The organism is Algoriphagus persicinus (assembly GCF_035156415.1).
In the GTDB taxonomy this organism is placed as follows: Bacteria; Bacteroidota; Bacteroidia; order Cytophagales; family Cyclobacteriaceae; genus Algoriphagus; species Algoriphagus persicinus.
Genome location: NZ_JAYEEY010000014.1, coordinates 23,184 through 47,766, shown reverse-complemented (window position 1 = coordinate 47,766; position 24,583 = coordinate 23,184). Strand labels below are relative to the sequence as shown.

Annotated in this window: 21 protein-coding genes; 8 read left to right on the top strand and 13 right to left on the bottom strand. The window is 41.2% G+C overall.

The features are described 5' to 3' along the window. Nucleotides 1–35 precede the first annotated feature (35 nt). Nucleotides 36–428 carry an HIT family protein gene (locus U3A58_RS12420; RefSeq protein WP_323823752.1) on the top strand — a complete coding sequence of 131 codons (393 nt, stop codon included), beginning with the start codon at nucleotides 36–38 and terminating at the stop codon, nucleotides 426–428. A gap of 46 nt (nucleotides 429–474) precedes the next feature. Here the strand turns inward: U3A58_RS12420 and U3A58_RS12415 are convergent, their stop codons facing one another. The 3 genes from U3A58_RS12415 to U3A58_RS12405 form a co-directional block, all read right to left on the bottom strand. Next, nucleotides 475–1,338 (bottom strand): PfkB family carbohydrate kinase, encoded by an 864-nt coding sequence (locus U3A58_RS12415; RefSeq protein ID WP_323823751.1) that lies wholly within the window; start codon nucleotides 1,336–1,338, stop codon nucleotides 475–477. Then, nucleotides 1,328–2,674 carry a sugar porter family MFS transporter gene (locus U3A58_RS12410; RefSeq protein ID WP_323823750.1) on the bottom strand — a complete coding sequence of 449 codons (1,347 nt, stop codon included), beginning with the start codon at nucleotides 2,672–2,674 and terminating at the stop codon, nucleotides 1,328–1,330. Before U3A58_RS12410 ends, U3A58_RS12415 begins: the two co-directional genes overlap by 11 nt. A gap of 83 nt (nucleotides 2,675–2,757) precedes the next feature. After that, nucleotides 2,758–4,050, bottom strand: coding sequence for an acetyl-CoA hydrolase/transferase family protein (locus U3A58_RS12405; protein WP_323823749.1), 1,293 nt, complete (start codon nucleotides 4,048–4,050; stop codon nucleotides 2,758–2,760). Between the two features lie 241 nt (nucleotides 4,051–4,291). On the opposite strand from U3A58_RS12405, the gene U3A58_RS12400 reads away from it, so the two are divergent. The 5 genes from U3A58_RS12400 (at nucleotide 4,292) to U3A58_RS12380 (ending at nucleotide 12,293) form a co-directional block, all read left to right on the top strand. Beyond that, nucleotides 4,292–7,669, top strand: coding sequence for a methylmalonyl-CoA mutase family protein (locus tag U3A58_RS12400; RefSeq protein WP_323823748.1), 3,378 nt, complete (start codon nucleotides 4,292–4,294; stop codon nucleotides 7,667–7,669). An 80-nt stretch (nucleotides 7,670–7,749) separates the two neighbouring features. Further along, nucleotides 7,750–8,166 (top strand): OsmC family protein, encoded by a 417-nt coding sequence (locus U3A58_RS12395; protein ID WP_323823747.1) that lies wholly within the window; start codon nucleotides 7,750–7,752, stop codon nucleotides 8,164–8,166. Continuing rightward, nucleotides 8,163–8,402, top strand: coding sequence for a hypothetical protein (locus U3A58_RS12390; protein WP_323823746.1), 240 nt, complete (start codon nucleotides 8,163–8,165; stop codon nucleotides 8,400–8,402). The genes U3A58_RS12395 and U3A58_RS12390 overlap by 4 nt, the downstream gene beginning before the upstream one ends. 22 nt (nucleotides 8,403–8,424) lie before the next feature. Continuing rightward, on the top strand, nucleotides 8,425–9,432 hold the full coding sequence (locus tag U3A58_RS12385) for a PDC sensor domain-containing protein (RefSeq protein WP_323823745.1): 1,008 nt from the start codon (nucleotides 8,425–8,427) through the stop codon (nucleotides 9,430–9,432). Then, a complete protein-coding gene (locus tag U3A58_RS12380) occupies nucleotides 9,432–12,293 on the top strand; it encodes an ATP-binding protein (protein WP_323823744.1) in 2,862 nt (953 codons plus the stop codon). The genes U3A58_RS12385 and U3A58_RS12380 overlap by 1 nt, the downstream gene beginning before the upstream one ends. A 30-nt stretch (nucleotides 12,294–12,323) precedes the next feature. Here U3A58_RS12380 and U3A58_RS12375 read toward each other — a convergent pair whose 3' ends face one another. The 7 genes from U3A58_RS12375 to U3A58_RS12345 all read right to left on the bottom strand — a co-directional run bounded on the left by U3A58_RS12375 (nucleotide 12,324) and on the right by U3A58_RS12345 (nucleotide 19,602). Further along, nucleotides 12,324–13,619, bottom strand: a complete 1,296-nt coding sequence (locus U3A58_RS12375; protein WP_323823743.1) for a dihydrolipoamide acetyltransferase family protein — start codon at nucleotides 13,617–13,619, stop codon at nucleotides 12,324–12,326. A gap of 95 nt (nucleotides 13,620–13,714) precedes the next feature. Further along, on the bottom strand, nucleotides 13,715–14,965 hold the full coding sequence (locus U3A58_RS12370) for a competence/damage-inducible protein A (RefSeq protein ID WP_323823742.1): 1,251 nt from the start codon (nucleotides 14,963–14,965) through the stop codon (nucleotides 13,715–13,717). Between the two features lie 4 nt (nucleotides 14,966–14,969). Further along, the gene (locus U3A58_RS12365; protein WP_323823741.1) at nucleotides 14,970–15,755 is read right to left on the bottom strand and encodes an SDR family oxidoreductase; all 786 of its coding nucleotides are present in this window, start codon (nucleotides 15,753–15,755) and stop codon (nucleotides 14,970–14,972) included. Continuing rightward, complete coding sequence (locus U3A58_RS12360) at nucleotides 15,748–16,257, bottom strand: dihydrofolate reductase (protein WP_323823740.1); 510 nt, start codon at nucleotides 16,255–16,257, stop codon at nucleotides 15,748–15,750. The genes U3A58_RS12365 and U3A58_RS12360 overlap by 8 nt, the downstream gene beginning before the upstream one ends. 64 nt (nucleotides 16,258–16,321) lie before the next feature. Beyond that, nucleotides 16,322–17,245, bottom strand: coding sequence for a DUF4412 domain-containing protein (locus U3A58_RS12355; protein ID WP_323823739.1), 924 nt, complete (start codon nucleotides 17,243–17,245; stop codon nucleotides 16,322–16,324). Nucleotides 17,246–17,343: 98 nt separating this feature from the next. Next, nucleotides 17,344–18,270, bottom strand: coding sequence for a methionyl-tRNA formyltransferase (gene fmt / locus U3A58_RS12350; RefSeq protein WP_323823738.1), 927 nt, complete (start codon nucleotides 18,268–18,270; stop codon nucleotides 17,344–17,346). 144 nt (nucleotides 18,271–18,414) lie between these two features. Then, on the bottom strand, nucleotides 18,415–19,602 hold the full coding sequence (locus U3A58_RS12345) for an exo-beta-N-acetylmuramidase NamZ family protein (protein ID WP_323823737.1): 1,188 nt from the start codon (nucleotides 19,600–19,602) through the stop codon (nucleotides 18,415–18,417). A 39-nt stretch (nucleotides 19,603–19,641) separates the two neighbouring features. Here U3A58_RS12345 and U3A58_RS12340 point away from each other — a divergent pair, with 39 nt between their 5' ends. Next, nucleotides 19,642–20,859: an ABC transporter permease gene (locus U3A58_RS12340; protein ID WP_323823736.1), complete on the top strand. Its 1,218-nt coding sequence runs from the start codon at nucleotides 19,642–19,644 to the stop codon at nucleotides 20,857–20,859. Here U3A58_RS12340 and U3A58_RS12335 read toward each other — a convergent pair. Beyond that, entirely contained in the window at nucleotides 20,834–21,589 is a 756-nt protein-coding gene (locus U3A58_RS12335; RefSeq protein ID WP_323823735.1) for a polyprenol monophosphomannose synthase, read from the bottom strand. The genes U3A58_RS12340 and U3A58_RS12335 overlap by 26 nt on opposite strands. Nucleotides 21,590–21,687: 98 nt before the next feature. Between U3A58_RS12335 and U3A58_RS12330 the strand changes: the two genes are divergently transcribed. Continuing rightward, complete coding sequence (locus U3A58_RS12330) at nucleotides 21,688–22,566, top strand: ATP-grasp domain-containing protein (RefSeq protein ID WP_323823734.1); 879 nt, start codon at nucleotides 21,688–21,690, stop codon at nucleotides 22,564–22,566. Here the strand turns inward: U3A58_RS12330 and U3A58_RS12325 are convergent. Continuing rightward, nucleotides 22,563–23,363 (bottom strand): tetratricopeptide repeat protein, encoded by an 801-nt coding sequence (locus U3A58_RS12325; RefSeq protein ID WP_323823733.1) that lies wholly within the window; start codon nucleotides 23,361–23,363, stop codon nucleotides 22,563–22,565. The genes U3A58_RS12330 and U3A58_RS12325 overlap by 4 nt on opposite strands. A 120-nt stretch (nucleotides 23,364–23,483) precedes the next feature. Next, the gene (hisB, locus tag U3A58_RS12320; RefSeq protein ID WP_323823732.1) at nucleotides 23,484–24,581 is read right to left on the bottom strand and encodes a bifunctional histidinol-phosphatase/imidazoleglycerol-phosphate dehydratase HisB; all 1,098 of its coding nucleotides are present in this window, start codon (nucleotides 24,579–24,581) and stop codon (nucleotides 23,484–23,486) included. Between the last annotated feature and the right edge of the window lie 2 nt (nucleotides 24,582–24,583).

The window sequence follows — 24,583 nt, the reverse complement described above, 5'->3', positions numbered from 1 at the left end:
CCCGGCATATGCCGGGATTTTTATTTTTACAGATTATGGCTTCAATTTTCACTAAAATAATCAACAGAGAAATTCCCGCTCAAATCGTAGCTGAGGATGAAAATTACATTGCATTCCTAGATATCATGCCGTTGGTGAAGGGGCATGTGCTGGTTGTTCCAAAGCAAGAGATAGATTACATTTTTGATATGGAACCAGAAGTGCTTTCTGGCCTTCACCTTTTTGCACAGCAGGTAGCCAAAGCCATGGACAAAACGATTAAATGCACAAGAATCGGTGTTGCGGTGATTGGTCTTGAAGTACCTCATGTGCACGTGCATCTGGTGCCTCTGAAGACCATGGATGATATCAATTTCAACCGCCCTAAGCTAAAGCTTAGCAATGAAGAAATGGCTGAGATTGCAGAGAGGATCAGAGGAGGATTTTAGTTATCAGTCTCAGTGGACAGTTTGCAATCTGCGAATGTCAAATTTTTTATAAATCAGAGATATCATACCGCGGTGTTCCTCCTTTTTTGCTTGCTACGAAGGCCCCAAGTTTACAGGCAAAGTTCAAAACTTGATCCAGTGGCTTTTTATCTAAATAGGTTTTGATAAACCCGCTGAGAAAAGCGTCTCCTGCTCCAATACTGTCAGCCACAGTTACTTTATAGCCTTCATGGCTGATTATTTCACCTGCTTTATAAATCATAGCGCCCTTTGAGCCTTGTGTGACACATATCAGATCCATTGGAAAATGCGTATCCAAGTGATTGCAAACCGTAGCTATGCTTGGATCTATATTAAAGTAATCTGCAAAAATCTCCAACTCATCTTCATTGATTTTTAAAATGTCGGTAAAACCCAGCAAGGTTACTATAATCTCAAAATCGTAAAATGGAGGTCGGAAATTCGCATCAAATACCCGTAAAGTTTTATGGTGAAGTAATTTGAGAAGAGAGCTAAGGCTTTTTGTATTGCGAACCCCAAGTGTGCCAAATACAAATGCATCTGAAGCAGCTACAGCCGCATCCATTTGGGCATGCCAGTGTATGAAATCCCAGGCCACAGGAGACACTATGGTGTACTTGATGTTCTCTGGATCATTATCGTTTACCAAAACTTTTGAAGTCTCATGATCTTGATTGACTTGAATCAGATCTACAGGAAGATGGAATGTTTTTAAGAACTCAATGAGCTGCTCGCCATCATGGTCCTTTCCCACAGCAGAAATGAGTCTGGAATCTAAGCCCAGTTGATGGAGATTGAGCGTGACATTCATAGGAGCTCCTCCCGGCACGGGGCCAGAAGGCAGGCAATCCCAAAGCATTTCTCCGAATATAACTACCTTATGCGGCATGGGTATTATGTAAATCTTGTTGAATCTCTTCCAAGGACCTTCCTTTAGTTTCCGGCATTTTGTATTTCACCCAAAGCAATTGCCAAACCATCATCAGAGCGAAGAAGGCAAATATATATCCCGGGCCAAACTGATTGGCAAAATAGGGGAAGACATTGGCAATCAATGCAGCAAAAATCCAGTGTGTAAAGCTGCCGATGGATTGTCCATAGGCTCGAAGTTCATTGGGGAATATCTCTGATATAAATACCCAAATAACAGATCCTTGTCCTACTGCATGTGAAGTAATGAATGCAAATACAAATATCGGTAGCCAGAAGCTATCAATTCCTCCCACAAGAAAATTGTAAGCCATGAGAGAAAGTGAAATGATGTAGCCGATTGAGCCAATGTACATCAGCTTTTTTCTCCCGATTCTATCGATCAGATACAATCCTACAAAGGTCGCCAGCAGATTCACCACGCCTATTCCAATGGTGGAGAAAAGCGCAGATTCTGTAGATATTCCGGCCATTTCAAAAACGCGTGGGGCAAAATAAATGATGGCATTGATACCGGAGACTTGATTGAAAAAGGCAATAAAAATAGCCAACATGGTGGTGGACAAGAATGCTTTGCTAAAAAGTGCAGAGAAGCTTCCTTTTTGTTTGATCATTTGCTCTTCAATTATCGCCAATCGAATAGCCTCATCAACTCCTTCTGGATCGGTTCTAGTGAGGATTTCCCGTGCTTTCACTTGGTTGTTGAATTTTGCGATCAGCCAACGTGGGCTTTCAGGTATTCTGAATATCATCACAGTGTAAATCAGAGCAGGGACAGCTTCCATCCCAAGCATCCATCTCCAGTCATTGGCAATTCCTGCTGTCCCAATCAGGTAATTTGACAAGTAAGCCATGAGTATGCCGAAGACTATGTTGAACTGATAGAGCGCAACGAGCAAGCCTCTGTTTTTGGCGGGAGCGATTTCAGAAATGTACATGGGAGCAACTACAGAAGAAGCGCCCACACCCAATCCTCCTATAAATCTAAAGAACATGAATGAGTAGGGATCAGGTGCCATTCCCGATCCCACTGCTGAGATAAGATAAAGAGCACCTATCCAAAGAAGACTCTTTTTGCGTCCAAATTTATCAGCTGGGATACCGCCAAATAAGGCTCCGATCACCGTTCCATAAAGCGCCATCGCAATTGCAAGCCCATGTGTGAGGTCGTTCAATTTCCAAACATCCTGTATGGCTCGCTCAGCTCCGGAAATCACAGCAGTGTCAAATCCAAATAAAAAGCCGCCCAAAGCGGCTGTGATTGAGAGAAAAAAGGCGTATTGCTTAGATGACATCAGCTGTTTTTGGTTTTGATTTATTTGCTAATCTAATCAGAAGCAGAATAAATCTAAAGCAGATCCTTCATTTTGCCAAACTTTTATCTAAAAGGATAGATGAAACTACCAAATCGCTCTACTATAGCTTTTTCGAGCGTTTCTCTATGGTCTGGGTGAGCGATTTTCATTAGTTCATAAGCGCGTTGACGCAAGTTTTTTCCATAGAGATTGACCGTTCCGTATTCTGTGACCACGTATTGCATATGGGCTCTGGTGGTCACTACTCCAGCACCTTCTTTCAGGAAAGGGACTATTTTGGAAGTTCCTTTTCGAGTCGCTGAGGTCATGGCCATTATTGGTTTGCCCCCTTCCGAAAGTGAAGCCCCCCGCATGAAGTCCATTTGCCCGCCTACGCCGGAGTATTGGTAGCTGGCAATAGAATCTGCGCACACTTGCCCGGTGAGATCCATTTCCACACAGCTATTGATGGAGATTACTTGTGGGTTCTTGCGAATGACTGCTGTATCATTGACGTAGGCAGCCTCATGGAATGAAAATTCCGGGTTGTCATCTATGGCATCATATAGTTCTCTGGTGCCAGTGACAAAGGATGAAACTATTTTTCCGGGGAGGATCTTCTTGTATTTATTGGTGATGGTACCAGATCTAAGAAGTCCCAGGATTCCATTGGAGAACATTTCGGTATGAATTCCAAGGTCTTTATGTTGCTTAAGGGAATCAAGCACTGCATCTGGGATAGCACCGATTCCCATTTGTAGGGTGGATCTGTCTTCAATTAGCGCAGCGCAGTGGTTTCCTATTTCTCGTTCTGTTTCGGTAATCTTTTCACCATAATCTACTTCCGGAAGAGGCTCATCCACGTGGATTGCTGCATGAAACTTGGAAATGTGAATTTGACCATCTCCATGCGTTCTTGGCATTTGCTTATTCACTTGAGCTATGACTATCCTAGCAGTTTCCACTGCGGGTTTGGCCACGTCCACAGAAGTTCCAAGAGAACAGAAACCATGTGTATCCGGCTCAGAGACCTGCACAATTGCTACATCTATTTTCAGGATATTTTGTCTAAATAAGTGTCCAATTTCACTTAGGAAAATAGGAACATATCCTCCATGTTCTGAATTTACGGCCTTTCGTACATTCTGAGATACAAACAGGGAGTTCATATAAAAACTCTCCCTGCATTCCTCTGAGACTAAAGGCATATCTCCCAACGTAGTAATGGCTACTATTTCCACATCCTTAAGCTCATCTTTTCTGGAAGCCAAGGCATACAAAAGGATAGTCGGTGTAGCCGCACTACCATGGATAAAAACTCTTTGGTGGCTCTGGATAGAGGAAACGGCAACTTCTGGACTTACGTAGGTGATCATAATGTGCAAATCAAAGTTATATGCTAGTGAAAACTTGTGAGCCAAGGTCGGGAAAATCCATGAAGAAAGATACTTGCGAGTAAATTTGTGAGCATGAAAAGCCAAATTATATTCTGTTTTCAATCTAATAGCAAAAGGGAAGCACCTTTATAATTACTATATTTGTGTTCGGTGCCAATGGGAGCATATATGACTCCTATGGAGCCGGAAATAGTATATGTTACCAAGCTAACCCAACTTCATGACTACCATTCCTGAAAGCTATAAACCCAAAAATCACATTAGAATAGTGACTGCCGCGTCACTTTTTGATGGGCACGACGCAGCAATTAATATCATGCGTCGCATTATTCAGTCGACTGGATGTGAAGTAATTCATTTAGGACACAACCGATCCGTGCAAGAGATCGTCGATTGTGCTATACAGGAAGATGTGCAAGCTATCGCGATCACTTCCTATCAAGGTGGGCACGTGGAGTTTTTCAAATACATGTATGATCTGCTTCGGGAAAAGGGTGCCGCTCATGTGAAGATTTTTGGTGGCGGTGGAGGGACTATCCTTCAGGAAGAGATCCGTGAGCTGCAGGAATACGGTATCAATAGAATTTATGCACCGGATGATGGACGCTCCATGGGACTGCAGGGAATGATCAATGACTTAGTAAGTCAATGTGATTTTGCCATTGGAGATGAATTGCCTGAGGGGTTCATCCTTGGTGTAGATAATAAAGAGCATGTAGCTAGAGCTATTTCCGCTTTTGAAAACTTCCCGGAAAATTCTACCCAACTTTTAGAAAAAGTAAGAAAGCAGAGCAGTGAATGTAAAACACCTGTTCTGGGAATCACAGGCACAGGTGGTGCCGGGAAGTCTTCTCTGGTAGATGAATTAGTTCGTAGGTTCATCACGGACTTCGAAGATAAAACTTTGGCTATCATATCAGTTGATCCTTCTAAGCGAAAAACTGGTGGAGCACTTCTTGGAGATAGAATTCGAATGAATGCTATTCATCATCCCCGTGTTTACATGCGCTCTTTGGCTACTAGACAATCCAATCTTGCACTATCACGCTATGTGCAGGATGCGGTAGATACAGTAAAAGCTGCCGGCTATGATATGGTGATTTTGGAGACTTCTGGAATAGGCCAGTCGGATACCGAGATTGTTGAGCATTCAGATATTTCGCTCTATGTAATGACGCCGGAATATGGCGCTGCTTCTCAGCTTGAGAAGATCGATATGCTGGACTTTGCGGATGTGATTGCACTGAATAAATTTGATAAAAGGGGTGCGTTGGATGCGATCCGTGACGTGAAAAAGCAGTTTAAGCGCAATCACAATCTTTGGGAAATCAAAGATGAAGATATTCCGGTTTTTGGCACCATAGCTTCCCAATTCAACGATCCGGGGATGAACCAGCTTTATCGCACAGTGATAACCAAGATCGGGGAAAACCATCCAGAATTAAGCAGCAACTTCAAATTGACTGTAGAAAGCTCTGAGAAGATCCACATTATACCCCCAGCTAGAACCCGCTACCTCTCCGAGATCGCCGAAGTCAACAGGAATTATGATGTTTGGGTAGAACAGCAGAAAGAGATAGCTCAGCAGCTCTACAGCATCACTAAATCTATCGAGGCGATAGAAAACACGAAAGTGGAAGACAAGGATCGCCTGATCAAAGAACTTCAGGAAGTATATACACAGGTAGAACTTCAGTTTGATCCGAAAAATAAAAAATGGCTTGAGGATTGGTCTTCTAAAGTGGCTAGATATGCTGAAGATTTTTATGTTTTCAACGTGCGAGACAAGGAAATCAAGATTAAAACTTTCTCCACTTCACTTTCTGAGACTAGAATACCAAAGATTTCCTTGCCTAAGTATGCGGCTTGGGGAGACCTATTGAAATGGGGCTTAAGAGAAAATGTACCGGGCAAGTTCCCATACACCGCTGGAGTTTTTCCATTCAAAAGAGAAGGGGAAGATCCTACCCGAATGTTTGCGGGAGAAGGAGGACCAGAGCGTACGAATAAACGCTTTCATTATGTGTCAAAAGATACGGACGCCAAGCGACTTTCTACAGCTTTTGACTCAGTGACTTTGTACGGGGAGGATCCGGATTACCGTCTTGATATTTATGGGAAAATCGGTAATTCCGGTGTGAATGTCTGCTGTCTTGATGATGCAAAAAAGCTCTATTCTGGCTTTAATCTCGTAGATCCAATGACCTCAGTGTCAATGACAATAAACGGCCCTGCTGCTACGATGACAGCATTCTTTATGAATGCCGCCATCGATCAGCAATGTGAGGTTTACATCAAAGAGAATGGACTGGAAAAAGACATAGTTCAGAAAATAGATCAACTCTATAAAAGTAAAAACCTCCCTAGACCCACATATAACGCCAAAGTTCCGGTGGAGAATAATGGCTTAGGCCTAATGCTGCTGGGAGTCTCAGGGGATCAGGTATTGCCAGCTGAGGTTTATCAGCAAATCAAAGCCGAAACCATCGCCAAAGTAAGAGGAACGGTGCAAGCAGATATCTTAAAAGAAGATCAGGCGCAAAACACCTGTATTTTCTCTACCGAGTTTTCTCTCAGGTTGATGGGGGATGTGCAGCAATACTTTATAGAGCAGGGCATCCGTAATTTCTATTCGGTGTCTATCTCAGGTTATCATATTGCTGAGGCAGGAGCCAATCCAATTACACAGTTGGCTTTGACGCTCTCTAACGGCTTTACCTACGTGGAATATTATGTAAGCCGCGGAATGGATATCAACCAATTTGCTCCCAATCTTTCCTTCTTTTTTTCCAATGGAATCGATCCTGAATATGCCGTAATCGGCAGAGTTGCCCGGAGGATATGGGCAAAAGCTATGAAGCTAAAGTATGGTGCAAATGAGCGTTCGCAGATGCTCAAGTATCATATACAGACTTCAGGGCGCTCGCTTCATGCGCAGGAAATTGATTTCAATGACATACGAACTACGCTACAGGCTTTATATGCGATTTATGATAATTGCAACTCCCTACATACCAATGCCTATGATGAAGCGATCACTACACCTACTGAAGCATCAGTGCGCAGAGCAATGGCTATTCAGTTGATTATCAATAAGGAATTGGGAATGACTAAAAACGAAAATCCTATCCAAGGTGCTTTTATTATTGAAGAGCTGACAGACTTAATCGAGGAAGCCGTATATGCAGAGTTTGATAGAATTACCGAGCGAGGAGGAGTACTGGGAGCTATGGAGACCATGTATCAGCGAGGTAAAATCCAAGAGGAAAGCATGCACTATGAAATGCTAAAACACACGGGTGAATATCCTATTATTGGTGTGAATACCTTCCTATCTTCAGATGGTTCACCCACAGTAACTCCAGGGGAAGTGATTAGAGCTGAGAAGGAGGAGAAGGAGGCTCAGATCAAAACCTTACAAACGCTTCATGCGGCAAATCCAGACCAAGTGAATAAGCACCTAGAGGCGTTAAAGAAGGTTTCTGTGAATAATGGAAATATATTCGGGGAACTAATGGAGGCTGTGAAGTATTGTTCACTTGGGCAGATTACCCATGCGCTCTATGAGGTAGGTGGGCAGTATCGTAGGAACATGTAAGCGGGTTTGAAGATTAAAAAAATTGTAAGATTTGAAAATTAATTATAAACTAAGGTCTAAGAATCCAGATTATAGATAAAATGGCGAAAAGAAATGTAACAGTTCGTATGAAGGCGGACCACGAGTATGAGGCAGTCAATACGCAGGGCAATGTAGTACAGATAGACATGTATGATCCACTGGAAAAGAAAGCGCAATCACCTATGGATATACTGCTTTCAGCGTTGGGATCCTGTGCCTCTGTGGACGCGGTCTTGATGCTGAAAAAGAAACGTAAAACCGTCACTGACTTGATTGTGGAAGTGGAGGGTGTGAGAAATGAAGGAATTCCGTCCTTTTTCACTGACATTCAGTTGAAATTCATCTTGATTTCTCCTGATGCCAGAGAAGAGGAATTTGCAAAAGTAGTAGCCCTTTCAGTGGAAAAATACTGCTCGGTGGCCTCGTCATTGAAGGCTAACATTACATTTTCATCAGAAATAAGAACAGCGATATGAGGATTTTAAAAGAATTCAATCAGGAAGACATTCGTATTAGTGTGTTCTCCTGGAATAATAAATACATACTCAAGTTTGAATTGGGGTCAATGGAGCAGACATTCAAATTACACGAGACGGATGTACTTGATGAAGCCGATTTAGAGATTTTTTGGACTGGAGTTTTTTTTGAAAAAGTTAAGATGCGATTTAAAGAAATGGGACAATCATTTCGTACTGAAATGAGAAATCTATAAACTCCTACTTAGCTTAAATTTCATGAAGTCAATTATCTACCAGATTTTCCCAATACTTTTCTTTTTACTATCCTGTGAATCATCTGATAAAATAGGGAAGGATCATAGTTTAGTGTTTGATCAGTCGATCATACTAGAAATGGAGTCTGAGCTGAGTCTTCTCGAGGAGGAGATAAATGTGCTGAAGGATCATTTCGAGTTTCTTTTGGCCAATAGAGATAGCTTGCTATTACATGCTGAAGTAGATAAATACAGTTTTGATGAGGGCTTTTCTACCAATACACCTCAGGGTTCGGAAAAGCTGAGCACAGTGGTTATTTTGAACAGTACTACTGATTATGCTAAATCCATGGAAAATGTGTGGCTCACCAATAGTATGGATTCTGTTTTCAATCGAACATTTGAGAAATACGATATGATTGCTCAGGTATATTTCAATACGATGGATCAAGTGTCACGGGTTTTTCCAGCCTATGACGCAGAAGCTCTTTTAGATCCAAATCTTGACGTAACAAAGTTTAATTTTTTTTACGAAGGTGATTTTAACCATAATCCTGAAAAACGAGCCAAATGGATACCTGAAGTGTATGTAGATCCTGCAGGAAGAGGCTGGATTCTATCGTTGGTTCATCCTGTACTTGAACATGGAGAATTGTACGCTGTATTAGGAATAGATATTACTGTAGATGAGATTATTGGCCGATATTTGGAAAAGAAGAGAAAAGATTTTTTAATCGTAAACAGCAAAGGAGATATAGTAGGAGGAAATGCTGCTGCTATAGAAGCGTTGAGTTTTCCGCCCTTGTTGAATCACGTGTATCGAGAAACGATTCTTTCAGATAATTTTCGGATTTCAGATTTTAACCTTTTCAATAGTAAGAATAGCGAAGTACGTAAGATGGCTCAGACTATAATTTTGAAAAAGAAAAATCATTATGTTTTCGAAGATGAATTTAGTCCAGGAGCAGCCTATGCTATCCCTTTTAATCTACTTGACTGGTATTTGATCGAAATTGAACCTAGATCCTAGTGAACAAAAGGATAGGATATCGCAGAGACTTTTGGCTGACGATTGTGATCGGGAGTGGATTGGTGATCTTAGTAATTTTATTGGCAGTGAGTTTTTTTAAGGCTATTTCTAACGCTGAGCTCAAATCTCGACGAGAGTTTTTGAGGAAGCAAACAGAATTGGCAGCTACAGAAGTGGAAATTGCCATAGATCGATTTGAAGAAAATGCAAGCAGTCTCATCGAAAGTCTTGAAGATGAAGATTTGGATGCGGATGATTATAGAGGGGAATTAACGAATACCGTTAGACAGATTTTCAATAATTATCCAGGGCTTATTGATACGGTTTGGGTGGACCTACAGGATTCAGCTATATATCTAACTAGGACTGAGAGAAATGATTTCATACGAAATCGTGTGGAGGGGTCTGTTCCGGCAAAGGAGAATCGTGATTTTATATATACCCGCAAAGGTAAGGAGCGAGGATTTGAACTTACTTTCTCTTTAACTCCAGTCAGATTTACCAAGGATTTTGTGACTCACTATTATTTGAATAAAGGGGGAAGTAAACTTTTAATGTTAGCCGGTGAGCTGCAGAATCTGGACCAGGGGATGAATGCACCGATACTTGAAATAGACGATGTTTCGCTCAGGAAAATCAAGAATGATGTCTCGATAGGCGTCATCGGAATTTATGAGATAGAGTGGATAAAAGGGACTACTTCAGGGGCAGGTGTGCTGGTACAGTATCCCTTTGAATTTGGAGAGTTTTATGAAAATGCCTCACTCTTATTTATGATTGAGTCTGGGTCAGTCACTAGTGGAATATACAGCACGTATCTTTTTTTATTCTCAGGTTTTGTGTTTTTGCTGATTGGAACGGTGGTTTTCTTTACACTTTCCCTGCAAAATAGAATGGAGTCACAAAAGTTACTTGAGGAAAGTGCCGAGGATATTTCAGAATTATTTGACCAGCAAAACATTCTGCTCAAGGAACTCCGTGGCTTTGTATTTTTCCACAATTTCAGAGGAGAAATAACCCGAATTAGTGATGAAGTGGAGGAGATTTTGGGTCATCCCAAATCAGATTTTTTGGAGGCATATAGAGAGGAAGTAGGACATGCCGATGCGCTAAACGTCAAGGGATTAGTGAAAACTGCACTAAGTCAGAATAAGTCTTTTATTGATATTGAATATGACTTTGTGAAGCCAGATGGGGCGAAAGTTAGGCTTAGGATTTTCGAAAAATTAGTCTTTGATAAGCAAGGAAGATTTAATGGAGGACTTGGGATTTGTACGGATATCACGGATCAATTTCAAAGCAAACAGGAATTGATAGAAAGTGGAAAGCGACTCCAAAACTTAATCGATAATATTCCCGATATCATTTTTGCCTATGATAATATGGGGATCGTACTGGAGTCACACGCTAAGGATCAAAAATTCCTGAAATCACTAGGCCCTTCGCTGATAGGAGAATCTTTGTTTGATTTAGTGCCAAGTAAGCAACGTGAGCAAACCCAGTTCGCCTTTAATCTGGCAAGAAAAACCGAGCAAATTCAGACGGTGGATTTGAAAATAAATGTTGGACAAGAAAGCCAGTATTTTGAGGTTCGGTTTTTCCCACTAGATAATAAGCGGATGTTATCTATATCTAAGGATATTACCAGTCAGCGTATTTGGGAAAAGGGTCTCGTGGAAGCAATGAATGCAGCTGACCAAGCGAGTAGAGCCAAGTCAGAGTTTCTGGCTAATATGAGTCATGAAATCAGAACACCAATGAATGGGCTACTAGGGATTATTGATTTGCTGGATCAAACTAGCCTTGATGCAGAACAGCTCCAATACCTTGACATCATCAAGAATTCCGGCAATTCCTTATTGAATATCATCAGGGATATTCTTAATTATTCGAAAATTGAAGCAGGAAAAATTGAGGTCAACTCCATCAGCTTTTGCCCTGCGGATGAGTTGGAGAAGCAAGTTCGAATTTTTTATGGCTTAGCTCAGAAGAAGGGAGTGAAAGTAACTACCATCCATGACCCCAAAACAGAAGAACTGATGGAGGGAGATGTGGAAAAAATCAATCAAGTGATATTGAATCTGGTTGGAAATGCCGTGAAGTTTACCTCAAAGGGAGGGACTGTCCTGGTAAAACTTGAAATGGAGCATATTTCCGGTGAGATTAATTACCTGAGATGTAGTGTAAAAGACAGCGGAATAGGTATCCCGACAGAAGAAATCTCAAGACTGACGGATCCATTTTATCAAGTGGAAAGTTCAAGTTCCAGGAGCTATCAAGGTACAGGTTTAGGCTTGGCTATTGCCAAAAAGATCGTCGTGTTAATGGGGGGTGAGCTGAGCATTTCCAGCGAACTGGGCAAAGGATCGGTTTTTGCCTTTTCGGTAATTGTAAAAAAAGCATCAGTGGTAGTGCCCGAATACTCGTCAAGTGAACAGCCAAAACGAACGAATTGGAATGGGATGGCAGCAGAGTATCCTGTCAGAATTCTCTTGGCAGAAGACAATGATCTTAACCTAGAGCTGATGACGCTGATGCTAGAGCAGTTGGGGTATAGTTTTGAAATAGCAAGAGATGGGAAGGAAGCTTTAGAAATGGTTCATCAGAAGGAGTTTGATATTATCTTGATGGATGTACAGATGCCCGTATTGAATGGCTTGGAAGCTGCTAAAGAAATCAGAAAGCTGGGAGAAAAAGGCAAGGTTTTCATCGTTGGATTATCAGCCAATGTCTTCGATGAGGATTATAAAAAAGCTGAAGAAGCTGGAATGGATGACTACCTCACTAAACCAATAAGACTTATTGCCTTAGCAGAGAAAATAAAGGAATATTCATTGAAAAGAGAATCTAAGAGGGAATAAAAAAAGCCGGATTATTTACCGGATTTGAATTTATAGGGGTGTATTGATATCAAATGCTTCCAAATAATCTGAAACCCGCTTGACAAATTTACCGCCCAAAGAACCATCTACTACGCGATGGTCATAGGTATGGGAGAGGAACATCTTATGTCTGATCGCGATCACATCTCCTGTAGGAGTTTCTACTACCGCTGGTTTTTTCACGATTGCGCCTACGGCCATGATCGCCACTTGTGGCTGAGGGATGATTGGAGTTCCCATTACATTCCCAAATGAGCCTACATTAGAAACAGTATAAGTACCACCTGCCAAATGATCAGCATTCAATTTATTGTTTCTGGCTAGATTCGCCAGTTCATTTACTTTTTTAGAAATTCCTACAAGATTTAACTGATCAGCCTTTCTGATGACCGGCACAATCAGATTTCCATTTTGCAAGGCTACTGCCATACCTACGTTGATTTCTTTCTTTCTGATGATTCTATCCCCATCTACAGAAATATTGATCATTGGGAAATCCCGGATGGCTTTAGCGACCGCCTCAATAAAGAATGGGGTATAGGTAATTGACTCACCAAATTTGGCTTTGTAAGCTAGCTTATTTCGCTCCCGCCAGAGCACTATATTCGTCATGTCAGCTTCTACAAAGGAGGTGACGTGCGCCGAAATCTGCTTAGACGTGATCATGCGCTGAGCAATCATTTTGCGCATGCGATCCATTTCGATGATCTCGTCTTCCCCGGAAACACTTACTTGGACTTTAGGGGCTGAAATAGACGGAATTGAAGTTGGTTGTTTGGTAGGCTGAGATTTTGATTCTAGGTAATTCAGCATATCCTGCTTGGTCACTCTGGCGTCCTTACCTGTACCAGGGACTTTGGCTAGCTCAGCTTTAGATATTCCTTCTTCTCTGGCAATACTTTGTACCAGTGGAGAATAATACCTATCATCACCTAATTCGCCAGACTTGGCTATTGAAGTACTATTTAGTGTGGTGGCCGTATTTTCTGGAGCTGAAACAATTAGGTTTTCTTTCGTCGGATCTACTTTTTGCTTAGAATTGGCTGCCGTGCTTTTTTCATTACCAGTGGTTTCAATAATTGCTATTGGAGCGCCTACAGCAATTACTTCTCCTTCTTTTGCAAGAATTTGTTTTAAGATACCTGCATGTATGGAAGGGACTTCTGTATCTACCTTATCAGTGGCTACCTCGAGGACAGATTCATCCTGTTCGATCGTGTCCCCCTCATTTTTAAGCCAGGTGAGCACTGTGCCTTCTATGATACTCTCGCCCATTTTGGGCATCAGCATTTCTACAATCGCCATGGTTATGATTTAATAATTTATTGGGTTTATATTCGTGTTTTAAAATTATATTTTATAAAACACTAACCCAAACCTTTCATTAGAAATTTTATTTGTTATTTCTCTAAAATACAAATTCTAAGCAAATTCAAAACTGCCACTGCTGTCAGTTGGATATTGAGCATTCTGTCCTGTGTCAGTTGCAGCTTTTTAGTTTCCACCAAGCCCTGTCTGGCGCAAGCTATCCAAACTGTCCCTACAGGTTTTTCTTCCGTTCCACCATTTGGGCCAGCGATTCCGCTACTTGCCAAGCCAAAATCTGATTTGAATAATTTTCGAACTCCTGTGGACATTTCTTTCACTGCTTCTTCACTTACAGCTCCAAAAGCCAATAACGTTTCATTTTTCACCTGAAGAATTTCTTTTTTGAATTGGTTATGGTAGGGAACTATTGCTCCCTGAAAATACAAACTACTCCCAGAAATACTGGTAATTAGGTGTGAAATATAGCCCCCAGTACAGCTTTCGGCTAAAGCAACTGTTTTTTTATTTATAGTCAAAAGCTTACCGATGGCTGATTCCAAAGTCTCCGAATCATAGCCATACACGTATTTTTCTATTCTAGGTAAAACCAGATCAATTTGCTTTTGGATATCATTTTCGATTTCAATTTTGTCTGTTCCAAAACCAGTGAGACGAAGTTTGACATGCCCTATTGAAGGCAAATAGGCTAATCGGATGTTCTTTGGAAGCGCATTCTCCCAGTCCCTTATCAAATCTGCCAGCCAGCTTTCACCAATCCCAACTGTTTTCACCATGCGGTGAACGATCACTGGGAGAGGAAATAGCGTTGGAAGCTTTGGTAAAACGAAGTCAGTCATTAACTTTTTCATTTCATGAGGTACTCCCGGCATGGACATCCAGTAGGTATCCTTGCGTTCAAACCACATTCCTGGTGCAGTACCCACTACATTTGGCACATAGGTACAGCATGAAGGTAGATGTCCTTGGAGTAAATTGAGCGGCGTGAGCTCCCTGCCTCGTTTTCTGAAAAACTCTGTTACGGCTTCCACTGCTGCTGGATTTTCTATGATAGGAGAGTCAAAGTATTCTGCCATCAAGGGCTTAGTCAAGTCATCTTGCGTGGGTCCCAGACCTCCGGTGATTAAAATTATATCAGCTCTAGCTTCAGCAGATGCAAAAGCCGCTAAAATATCTTTTCTATCATCACCGACGGTGGTTTTCCGTACCACTTTCACGCCCATCTGATCAAGTTTCTGACTGATCCAGTGACTGTTGGTATCTACGATTTGCCCATAGAGCAACTCGTCTCCAATGGCTATTATTTCAGCTCTAACTACTTGCATAATATTATCTTACTTCTGATTTACGAAGTATTTTTGTGAAAATTGTTGGGACAAATCGTTTGAGATAGATGCCCATAGTTTCCTTTCCCCCGATATAAACTTCTTCCTTCTTGTGCTTGAGGGCTTTAAAAATCTCCTTTGCACAATCTTCTGCACTCATTCCGTTTTCCTGTGCTTTGTCCATCTCATTCAGTGGAGTACCATCAGCTGTCAATGCGTTTTTGGAAACGTCAGTTTTGATGAAGCCAGGACATATCATCGTCACAGCAATATTTTCATCAAAATGTTCTAACCTAAGCGACTCGAAGAATCCATGAAGCGCATGTTTTGCTGCGGCGTAACTTGATCTGTAAGGGGAACCAAATTTCCCGACAAGTGAGGAAATCACTCCAAATTGCCCGGATTTTCTGGCGATGAAATGGGGGAGAAGGGCCTTGGTAAGGCCGACTGTGCCAAAGAAATTTACCTCCATAAGTTTACGATCCACTGTAATAGGAGTATCTCTAATCAGTGATCGCTGGCTAATACCACCATTATGAAGCATCATATCTATATGCCCAAAAGCTGAAATTGCTTCCTTTGTTTTTTTCTTAAACGAAGCCTGGTCGATCAGATCGAGTGGGAGGACTTTACAATTCTGTGGTTTTGCACAGGAAGATTTGACTTGCTCCAGTGCTTCTTGATTTCTAGCCGAAAGTATAACCTGAAAGCCTTCCTTCACGAATTTATAGGCAGATGCTTCTCCGATTCCTGATGAGGCTCCAGTAATCCAAATTACTTGTTTAGACATTTCGCTTTGGGATTCTTTCGTAATTGACATAAGTGAAGGCGTATTGGTGTCGTTCATCTGCGGGATGATATTCACGAAATGACACCTTCCAGTTTTCCTTGTTGAATTCAGGAAAAAAGGTATCTCCTTGGGGTGTTGCCTCCACTTCTGTGAGCACTAGCTCGTCTGCCAACGGCAATGTTTCTTTATAAATTTCACCTCCACCGATCACAAAAAGATGATCCACGTGCATTTTCTGGCAAAATATAAATGCCCTTTCCACGCTCTCAAAGACGTAATGCCCTTCTGGAACTTGGTATTCAGGATTTCTGGTGATTACGATATGTGTTCGGTTAGGAAGAGGCGTTCCTAAGGACTCAAATGTCTTCCTGCCCATCAATATGTAATTGCCGGAGGTAATCCTCTTGAATCGCTTGAAATCATCTGGTAATCTCCAAACTAGGTCATTCTCTTGACCGATTACGTTATTGGTAGCCACAGCGGCTATGAGTGATATCTTCATGCAAAATGCTTCTTGCCTTGAAGATAACAGGCCTAGACCTTGGAAAAAATAAAATAAGACAGAATTACTGCTGTTCCATAGAATTCATGATGTCGGGATATTCAGCCATACTCAGTGACTTGGGAGCAGACTCAGCTATTTCAGTCACTCGCATCTCTACCGTGCCTGAGTCTTTAGATGTGTAGTTTAGTTCCATGAAATTTCCTTGTGGCATATTTTTGAAATACTGAGCGTACCTTTCTTGAGTTTTGGAAGTCATCATAGGGCTTTGGCTACTCCATAATGATGCGTAACCTCCAATGGGTTCATCGGTAATCCAATAATACCCTTCTCCATCTTCACTTTTCACGTGATATTCTTCACATGGATAGCCCAAAATATCCTTTGTCTTGCCAGTTTTCTCTAAAGTGACCTCATTAGTATCTGTATTGGCTCCTACTTGATCTTCCATCATTTCATCCATATCCAACTTGTAAGCGAGGCTGGACTTTTGTCCTTTGTTTTCCAAAAACAGTATGGATGCTTGGTTCTTTCCGTCAAAAACCATGGTGGTCAAAGCTTTGGGGTTTTTAGGATCTATTAGTTCCATTCCTGTGTAGTCGGTAGATTCTGTTAGAAATGATTTGAATAGAACTGGCTCTTCGGTCTTTCCTTTTTCATTGGTACTAGTCATTTCCAGTACGATATATCCGAGAAAATCATATTCCTCCTCCGTATCCACAGGTTCGCCCATACCAGCTAAAACTTTGCTCATGTCAATACCTCCTAAGTAGGTACTATCTTCGCTATCCCCATATATATCTGAAAATAGCTTTTCAAGCTGCTTCTCAGTCATTTTGGTGGCTTCCCTTTCCACTTTTTGTTGTATGGCTCTTTCTACTCCTCTATTGGCTGCTTTCTGAATTTTTTTAATGAATTGGGCTTGAGTAGAAAATGAGAGGGAAGTAAGAAAAAGTAAGATGATAAAACTACGAAGGAGATTTTTCATGAGTTCGATGGTTAAAAATTTGTTACACTAACGAATTCAAGTTCCTTAAAATCAGGCAAAAAATGAAATTTTCCCTTCTTTTTTATGTGCTTCGTAAATCAGGAAAACTTGTATCCTCTCAGTAAATCGTCCACCTTCATTCGCTTTTTGCCTTCCAATTGAAGTTCTAAAATTTCCAATACTCCTACCCCTGTTTGTACTTTCAAATAAGTTTTATTGTCCGTTTGAAGCTCACCAATTACTTTATTGTTTCCCTGACTTTGATAATACGTTGTTTTGAAAATCTTGCAGATTTTATCATCAAATCTAGTCCAAGCGGCAGGGTATGGAGATAGCCCTCGCACCAGGTTGTGAATTGATTCGGCTGACTTATTCCAATCTATTTCACAGGTTTCTTTGAAGATTTTTGGCGCATGATGAATCGCCTTGGATTCGTCCTGAGTATGTGCCTGAACTTTACCTTCGGCAATATCTTCTACCGTTTTAAGTACCAGCTTTGATCCAAGATTCATCAGTTTTTCATAGACAGTACCTAGATTGTCTTGGTCTAGTATGGCTACCTTTTCTTGATAAATAATGCTCCCGGTATCGATTTCATGTTTGAGAAAGAAAGTAGTTACGCCTGTTTCCTTGTCCCCGTTGATGATGGCCCAGTTGATCGGTGCGGCACCACGATAGTTGGGTAAAAGTGACGCATGAAGGTTGAAAGTTCCTAAAGGAGGCATATCCCAGACTGACTCTGGAAGCATCCGGAATGCTACCACGATTTGCAGATCTGCTTTCAGCGCACGAAGCTCATCTTGAAATTCAGAAGATTTTAGGTTGGTGGGCTGCAAAACATTCAAATTTAAGTTGAGCGCAGCTTCCTTCACAGGCGAAGGAATTAGCTTCTGCCCACGCCCTTTTGGCTTATCTGCCGCTGTGATCACGCCCACGATATTCCAGCCGTTTTCTACCAAAAGTTGAAGGGCTGGCACCGCAAACTCCGGCGTACCCATATAGACGATTCTAAGATGCTTGTTCATTTTGGGGCTAATTTGAGGTTTGAAATTAGAAATTTTCAAACCAGCATAAGTGATAGTTAGATATCTGTTATAAACTAGATTAAGGGAAAAGCTGAAATAATATTCCCCTAGAAATATCGATTTGGCTTCTTCTGTCTTCCTGACTTAATTATAGATCAGGTATTTCTTGCGAAGTGTGCTATACTTTTCCAAATCAACTTTCCAACTTTCAGTGATTTCGGTTTCCGTTTTCCCATCCATGATCATTTTTTTCAATTCATCCGTACCTGCGAGGGTATTGAAGTAATTGTTGAAAAAAGCCTGGCCCTTGCCTGATTTGTGATAGGCGTCCAGAAGATAGGTCAGCTTAAACTCATGCATCAGCGATTCTCCTCTTAGATCCACTCCGTAGCATTTTTGATCCTGGTGAGGAGGGTTCTTAGACATACCGTCTATGCTCACCGGCGTGAAGGCGAAGTCGCCATATTTTGCATCTGGGTAGCCATAAACCTGAAAAGGAAAATGAGTTCCTCTACCAAGGGAAACGATGGTTCCTTCGAAAAAGCAAGTGCTGGGATAGAGCTTGATGGACAAGTCATTCGGTAGATTAGGAGAGGGTTTTACTGGCAAGTTATAGGCTGTCTGATGATCCCAATTAGCCACTGGAATCACTTCTAAATCTACTTGCAAACCACCCTTGAGCCATTTTTCTCCATTGATCATCTGTGCTAGCTCACCGACTGTGAGTCCATGCACGACGGGTATGGGATGCATACCCACAAAGCTTTCGAAGCCTTTTTTCAAGACTGGCCCGGCAATGTAATTTCCGTTGGGATTTGGTCTATCAAAAATGATCACCTTCTTGCCATTCTCTGCGGCAGCCTCCATCAGATAATGCATGGTGCTAATGTAGGTGTAGAATCTCACGCCTACATCTTGCAAATCAAAAATCAGGACATCTAGATCTTGAATCTGCGCTGGTGTAGGTTTCTTATTGTTTCCATAAAGCGAGATAATAGGAAGTCCAGTTTTGGAGTCAACCGTATTATTTACTTTTTCCCCTGCATCGGCTTGACCACGGAATCCATGCTCTGGCACAAAGACTTTCTTCACCATGATACCTTTTTCCAATAGAAAATCAACCACATGTTTGTTGTTGCTTTGAGGCAATATGCTGGTTTGGTTTGCGACTATTCCTAATTTTTTTCCTTGGAGTTGCTCAAGGTAAAGTTCAGGACGTTCTGCACCTGGACTAGGTGTGTTTTGTCTTGCCAAAGACGAGTTGGGAATACTGAGAATTAGCAGGGCTAAATTCAAAAAATAAATAAAGGGCAAAAGTTTCGTTTGCTTCATGCTATTTTGCGGTCTAATCGAACAAATTAAAGCAGTCCTTTGAACCTTTCCTATTTCATAGCCAAAAGAATCAGTTTTAAGAAAGCGGGAGGATTTTCGGCCACCATACACAAAATTGCAGTAGGAAGCCTCGCTTTGGGTCTGGCCGTGTCACTTGTTTCTTTTATGGTGTTGGGAGGTTTTCAGAAGACAGTTTCTGAGAAAGTTTACGGTTTCACAGGTCATTACCAAGTGCAGCGCTTCACGATGAGCAATGCTTTTGAAGAAGCACCCTTTTCCTTGAATTCTAAATTCAGCCAAACCTATCAGCTCCTGCCTTTTATCACCAAGGTCCAGGCTTTCGCTCATAAAGCCGCATTAATCAGAGGAGATGAAGAGGTGGAAGGAGTGCTGATGAAAGGAGTGGGGCAGGATTTTGATACGCTGGGGTTTAGAAAATATGTGGTGGATGGCAGAATGATCCGTATTCCTGAGAAAGGAACTAGCAATGAAGTCATGCTAAGCCAGCATATTGCAACTAAATTATTGCTGAAAGTGGGCGATAAAATCACGCTGTACTTTGTGCAAGATCCACCAAGGTACAGAAGAGTGGAAGTAGTTGGGATATTTCAGACCTACCTGGAAAACTTCGATGAAAAGATCATTATAGGAGAGTTGCAGACCATCCGAAATCTGAATGATTGGACTAATGATCAAATTGGCGGATTGGAAATCTTCGTGGATGACTTTACTAAAATAGATTCCTATACTCCGAAAATGGAGGAGTTAATGGATTTTGACTTGAAATTAATTAGTAGTCAAGATAAGTTCTTGGAGATCTTCGATTGGTTAAGCCTGTTGGATAATAATGTCTATGTATTTATTGGTTTGATAGGCTTCGTGGCGATCTTCAATATGGGTGCGATTCTCTTTATTTTGATCATGGAACGGACGCAAATGATCGGTTTACTGAAAGCGCTAGGATCTACCAATATGCAAATCCGAAGAATTTTCTTTTGGAATGGTATCAATATACTTTTGCGTGGAATGGTAATCGGAAATGCAATAGGTCTAGGAATAGGGGTTTTGCAAGATCGGTTCAAATTGATTCCTCTGGATGCTGCAAGTTACTACATGAGTTATGTGCCGATTGATTGGAATTGGCCTGTATTTATCTTGATTAATATAGGAATTGTAGTGCTGACAGCGGCAGTCTTGTGGATACCTGTCATGGTGATTTCTAAAGTAGAACCTATTCGGTCAATCCGTTTTGATTAAGCTGATAAGGACTAAAAATACTTTTGATCTTCATAGAAATCACCCCTATCCCTGCTTCTTTGAAGATTCCGCGACTCATTTTGGAGGTTCCTTTCGTACGGTCTGTGAATATAATAGGCACTTCCACTAGTTTAAAACCAAGCTTCCAAGTGGTGAACTTCATCTCTATCTGAAATGCATAGCCAACAAATCGTACTTCGTTAAGCTTAATTCCGGCAAGAACTGATTTATGGTAACATTTGAATCCTGCAGTCGCATCCTTTACTGGTAAGCCTGTGATGAATTTCACATAAATACTGGCACAGTATGACATCAATACTCTGCCCATAGGCCAGTTTACCACATTTACTCCTGTGATGTATCTAGAGCCGATGGCTAGGTCAAAACTCCGGTCAGCACAAGCTTCGTATAGTCGGATCAAGTCATTGGGATTGTGGGAAAAATCCGCATCCATTTCGAAGATGAAGTCATAATCCCTTTCCAACGCCCATTTAAAGCCAGTGATGTAAGCTGTTCCTAAGCCTAATTTCCCATGTCGCTCTATCAAGTGAAGTCGCTCAGGAAAGGCTGCTTGAAGGCTTTTCACCAATTCACCAGTGCCATCTGGGCTGCCATCATCCACTACCAACAGTTCAAATCCTCCGGCAAGATTCATCACCGCATGGATCATCTCCAGGATATTCTCTTTCTCATTGAAAGTGGGGATTATGACGAGTTTTCGATGATCCATATTTTGAGCAAAAGCCAAAAGTAAACTTAAAGACCGATTTTAGAAGGGTGGTCAGTATAAATTTTGGTTAAAGTATAGATTTGTGCAAATTATAAGCAATGAAACAACACGTAGCTATTGTCAGTTATTTCTCGAATGGGGTGTACGATACGAATACACTCGACGAAAATAAAATGTTATCTGATATTCTAAACGACTTGCAGATTTCTCATGAAACCGTTATCTGGTCAGATCCTAAAGTCAAATGGGAAAAATTTTCACTCTTGCTATTCAAATCAACCTGGGACTATTTTGATTTTTATCCAGAGTTCTTGAAATGGATAGCAGTCATGAAACAACTCAATATTCCGACTCTTAATAGCTTGGATACCATTCTTTGGAACTCTTCGAAAACATACCTTTTAGAAATTGAAGCAAAGGGCTTCCCAGTAATAGCCGGGATGATTTTGGGAAGAGGGAAGATCATTTCTCTGGAAGAAATAGCTTCGAAGGTCAAAAGTGAAACATGGGTGGTTAAGCCTTTAGTAAGCGGTGGTGCAAAGAATACCTTAAAACTGGAGCGTGGTGATTGGGCAAAATATGCTAAACAAATTCAAAGCTGGGTAGATAATGAGGCGTTTTTAGTACAACCTTTTATCTCAGAGGTTGAAAAAATAGGAGAGTATTCCTTAGTGTTTTTCAATGGAAAGTTTTCCCATGCAGTACTGAAAACGCCAGCGGGCAATGATTTTCGAGTGCAGCATTATTTCGGAGGAACCATTAAACCCATCATTCCCTCTGAATCCATGTTGACTTCTTGTCAGGCACTAGTAGATGAATTTGCTGCAGAAAGCTTATATGTCCGGGTAGATGGGGTAGAAATCGATGGTACGTTCTGTTTGATGGAGTTGGAAATGATCGAACCTTATTTATTTCTTGGTTTGAGCGAACAGGCGCTAATTAACTACAAGAAAGCCATTTCAGTACGTTTAGGTTAAGAAGCGCAAAATTCTAACTGTGCCTTTGCATACTCACTTCCTTTATTTGCTGCATTTTGAAGAAGATCACAGCCTTCAGAATCACCCAAAGAAGCCATGCAATGTCCTTTACGAGCCATTGCTTCTATGTGATTTGGGTTTTGCTTGAGCACAGCATCAAAATCCTCTAGTGCCCAAGGCAAATAACCTGCATTCATTAAGGCAAATCCTCGATTATAGCGTCCAACCATATTATTAGGCTCTCGATTAACATAAGAATTTAAAGAAGCTGCGCATCCCAAAGCATCTCCCTGATAGGCCAAAGCCATCCCGGTGTAGAAATAAACTTCAGCATAATCGGGATTTAATTCCGCAGCTCTTCTAAGAAATTCTTCTGCTTTATCAAATTTCTGAGTCATGATCATCGTGCGACCAAGTAGATAAAGAATATTAAAATCTGTGGCATCGAGTGAGGCTGCCCGAAGAACCCTTATTTCTGCCTCATCATAGTTCTTTTGATCAAAAAGTAATTTACCTAAACCAGCATGTGCGTGTGCATATTCATTGTCGATGGAAATGATCCGCTCGTAATCTGCTTTTGCTTTTTTCAATTCCCCGAGTTCTTCGTAGCATCTCGCCCGCATGTGTAATGCCTTGACGTCAGTCACATTAAAAAAGAGGTATTGATTAAGGTCTTCTATAGCATCATCATATTTCTTGCTGTTGAAAAGTTGCTCAATATTTTGTAGGCTACTTGAGCACGAGCTACTTGCAATAATTAAGAAAAGGATAGTCAGGGTACGTAAAAGTCGTTTCATGACTAAATGAACAAAAAAATAAGGATTAGGAAAAACATTTATGAAGATATTTTCCTAACCCTTATGAAGTTTTAAAAATTCATACTTCCTCTAGTAGAAAAAGTAGTAAATCGCTGACAATTAAAGTACTCCCTTGGTGCTTGGAAGTTGATTGATGTTTCTGGGATCGCGAGTTACGGCCATTTTTATTGCCCTAGCAAGAGCCTTGAAAATAGCTTCGATCTTATGGTGCTCATTATCGCCTTCGGCTTTTATATTTAGATTGCATTTGGCAGTATCTGAGAAGGATTTGAAGAAATGATAGAACATTTCTGTAGGCATGTCACCGACTTTCTCACGCTTGAATTCAGCATCCCAGACGATCCAGGGTCTTCCTCCAAAGTCAATTGCTACTTGTGCCAAAACATCATCCATTGGCAAAAGAAAACCGTAACGATAGATTCCCTTTTTGTCTCCTAAAGCTTTCAGATAGGCCTCACCCAGCGCCAAAGCTGTGTCTTCAATCGTGTGATGTTCATCTATGTGTAAATCACCATTTACTTTGATCTCCAGATCGGTGCTTCCATGTTTGCCTAGTTGCTCTAGCATGTGATCGAAGAAATGTAGTCCTGTTTTGATGTCACAGTTCCCATTTCCATCCAGATTTAGCTTGATATAAATATCAGTTTCAGAGGTCTTTCGACTTACCTCTGAGGCTCGCGGTGGCATTTTCAAAAACGCAAAGATCTCATCCCAGTCTGTTGTGCTCAAAACAGCATGTTCAGCTGATTCACCAATGAAGATAGCTTTTGCTCCAAGATTCTGGGCGAGCTTCACATCTGTCAATCTATCGCCAATGACGTAGGAATTTGCCAAGTCATATTCTTCAGAAAAGTAGGCTGTCAACAAGCCTGTATTGGGCTTTCTGCTGGGAGCATTTTCATGTTCAAAAGTTTTGTCTACATGGATTTCTTTGAAGAAAATATTCTCCTGCTCCAACGTTTTCAACATCTTATACTGTGCCGGCCAGAAGGTGTTTTCAGGAAAGGAATCTGTTCCCAAGCCATCCTGGTTAGTTACCATGACCAATTCAAAATCAGTTTCTTCGGCAATCTTGCGCAGGTTTGTAATTGCCTTCGGCAAAAACTCTAGCTTCTCTAAGCTATCTACCTGAAAATCAGTAGGTGGTTCTTTGATAATTGTCCCATCCCGATCTATAAAAAGTACTTTCTTTTGCATGG

Coding starts and splice junctions, on each gene's coding strand:
- U3A58_RS12415 (WP_323823751.1), bottom strand. CDS start 1,338: ATGCCGCATAAGGTAGTTATATTCGGAGAAATGCTTTGGGATTGCCTG.
- U3A58_RS12385 (WP_323823745.1), top strand. CDS start 8,425: ATGAAGTCAATTATCTACCAGATTTTCCCAATACTTTTCTTTTTACTA.
- U3A58_RS12335 (WP_323823735.1), bottom strand. CDS start 21,589: ATGGATCATCGAAAACTCGTCATAATCCCCACTTTCAATGAGAAAGAG.
- U3A58_RS12405 (WP_323823749.1), bottom strand. CDS start 4,050: ATGATCACCTACGTAAGTCCAGAAGTTGCCGTTTCCTCTATCCAGAGC.
- U3A58_RS12365 (WP_323823741.1), bottom strand. CDS start 15,755: ATGTCTAAACAAGTAATTTGGATTACTGGAGCCTCATCAGGAATCGGA.
- U3A58_RS12360 (WP_323823740.1), bottom strand. CDS start 16,257: ATGAAGATATCACTCATAGCCGCTGTGGCTACCAATAACGTAATCGGT.
- U3A58_RS12420 (WP_323823752.1), top strand. CDS start 36: ATGGCTTCAATTTTCACTAAAATAATCAACAGAGAAATTCCCGCTCAA.
- hisB (WP_323823732.1), bottom strand. CDS start 24,581: ATGCAAAAGAAAGTACTTTTTATAGATCGGGATGGGACAATTATCAAA.
- U3A58_RS12400 (WP_323823748.1), top strand. CDS start 4,292: ATGACTACCATTCCTGAAAGCTATAAACCCAAAAATCACATTAGAATA.
- U3A58_RS12325 (WP_323823733.1), bottom strand. CDS start 23,363: ATGAAACGACTTTTACGTACCCTGACTATCCTTTTCTTAATTATTGCA.
- U3A58_RS12390 (WP_323823746.1), top strand. CDS start 8,163: ATGAGGATTTTAAAAGAATTCAATCAGGAAGACATTCGTATTAGTGTG.
- U3A58_RS12395 (WP_323823747.1), top strand. CDS start 7,750: ATGGCGAAAAGAAATGTAACAGTTCGTATGAAGGCGGACCACGAGTAT.
- U3A58_RS12355 (WP_323823739.1), bottom strand. CDS start 17,245: ATGAAAAATCTCCTTCGTAGTTTTATCATCTTACTTTTTCTTACTTCC.
- U3A58_RS12370 (WP_323823742.1), bottom strand. CDS start 14,965: ATGCAAGTAGTTAGAGCTGAAATAATAGCCATTGGAGACGAGTTGCTC.
- fmt (WP_323823738.1), bottom strand. CDS start 18,270: ATGAACAAGCATCTTAGAATCGTCTATATGGGTACGCCGGAGTTTGCG.
- U3A58_RS12410 (WP_323823750.1), bottom strand. CDS start 2,674: ATGTCATCTAAGCAATACGCCTTTTTTCTCTCAATCACAGCCGCTTTG.
- U3A58_RS12330 (WP_323823734.1), top strand. CDS start 21,688: ATGAAACAACACGTAGCTATTGTCAGTTATTTCTCGAATGGGGTGTAC.
- U3A58_RS12375 (WP_323823743.1), bottom strand. CDS start 13,619: ATGGCGATTGTAGAAATGCTGATGCCCAAAATGGGCGAGAGTATCATA.
- U3A58_RS12345 (WP_323823737.1), bottom strand. CDS start 19,602: ATGAAGCAAACGAAACTTTTGCCCTTTATTTATTTTTTGAATTTAGCC.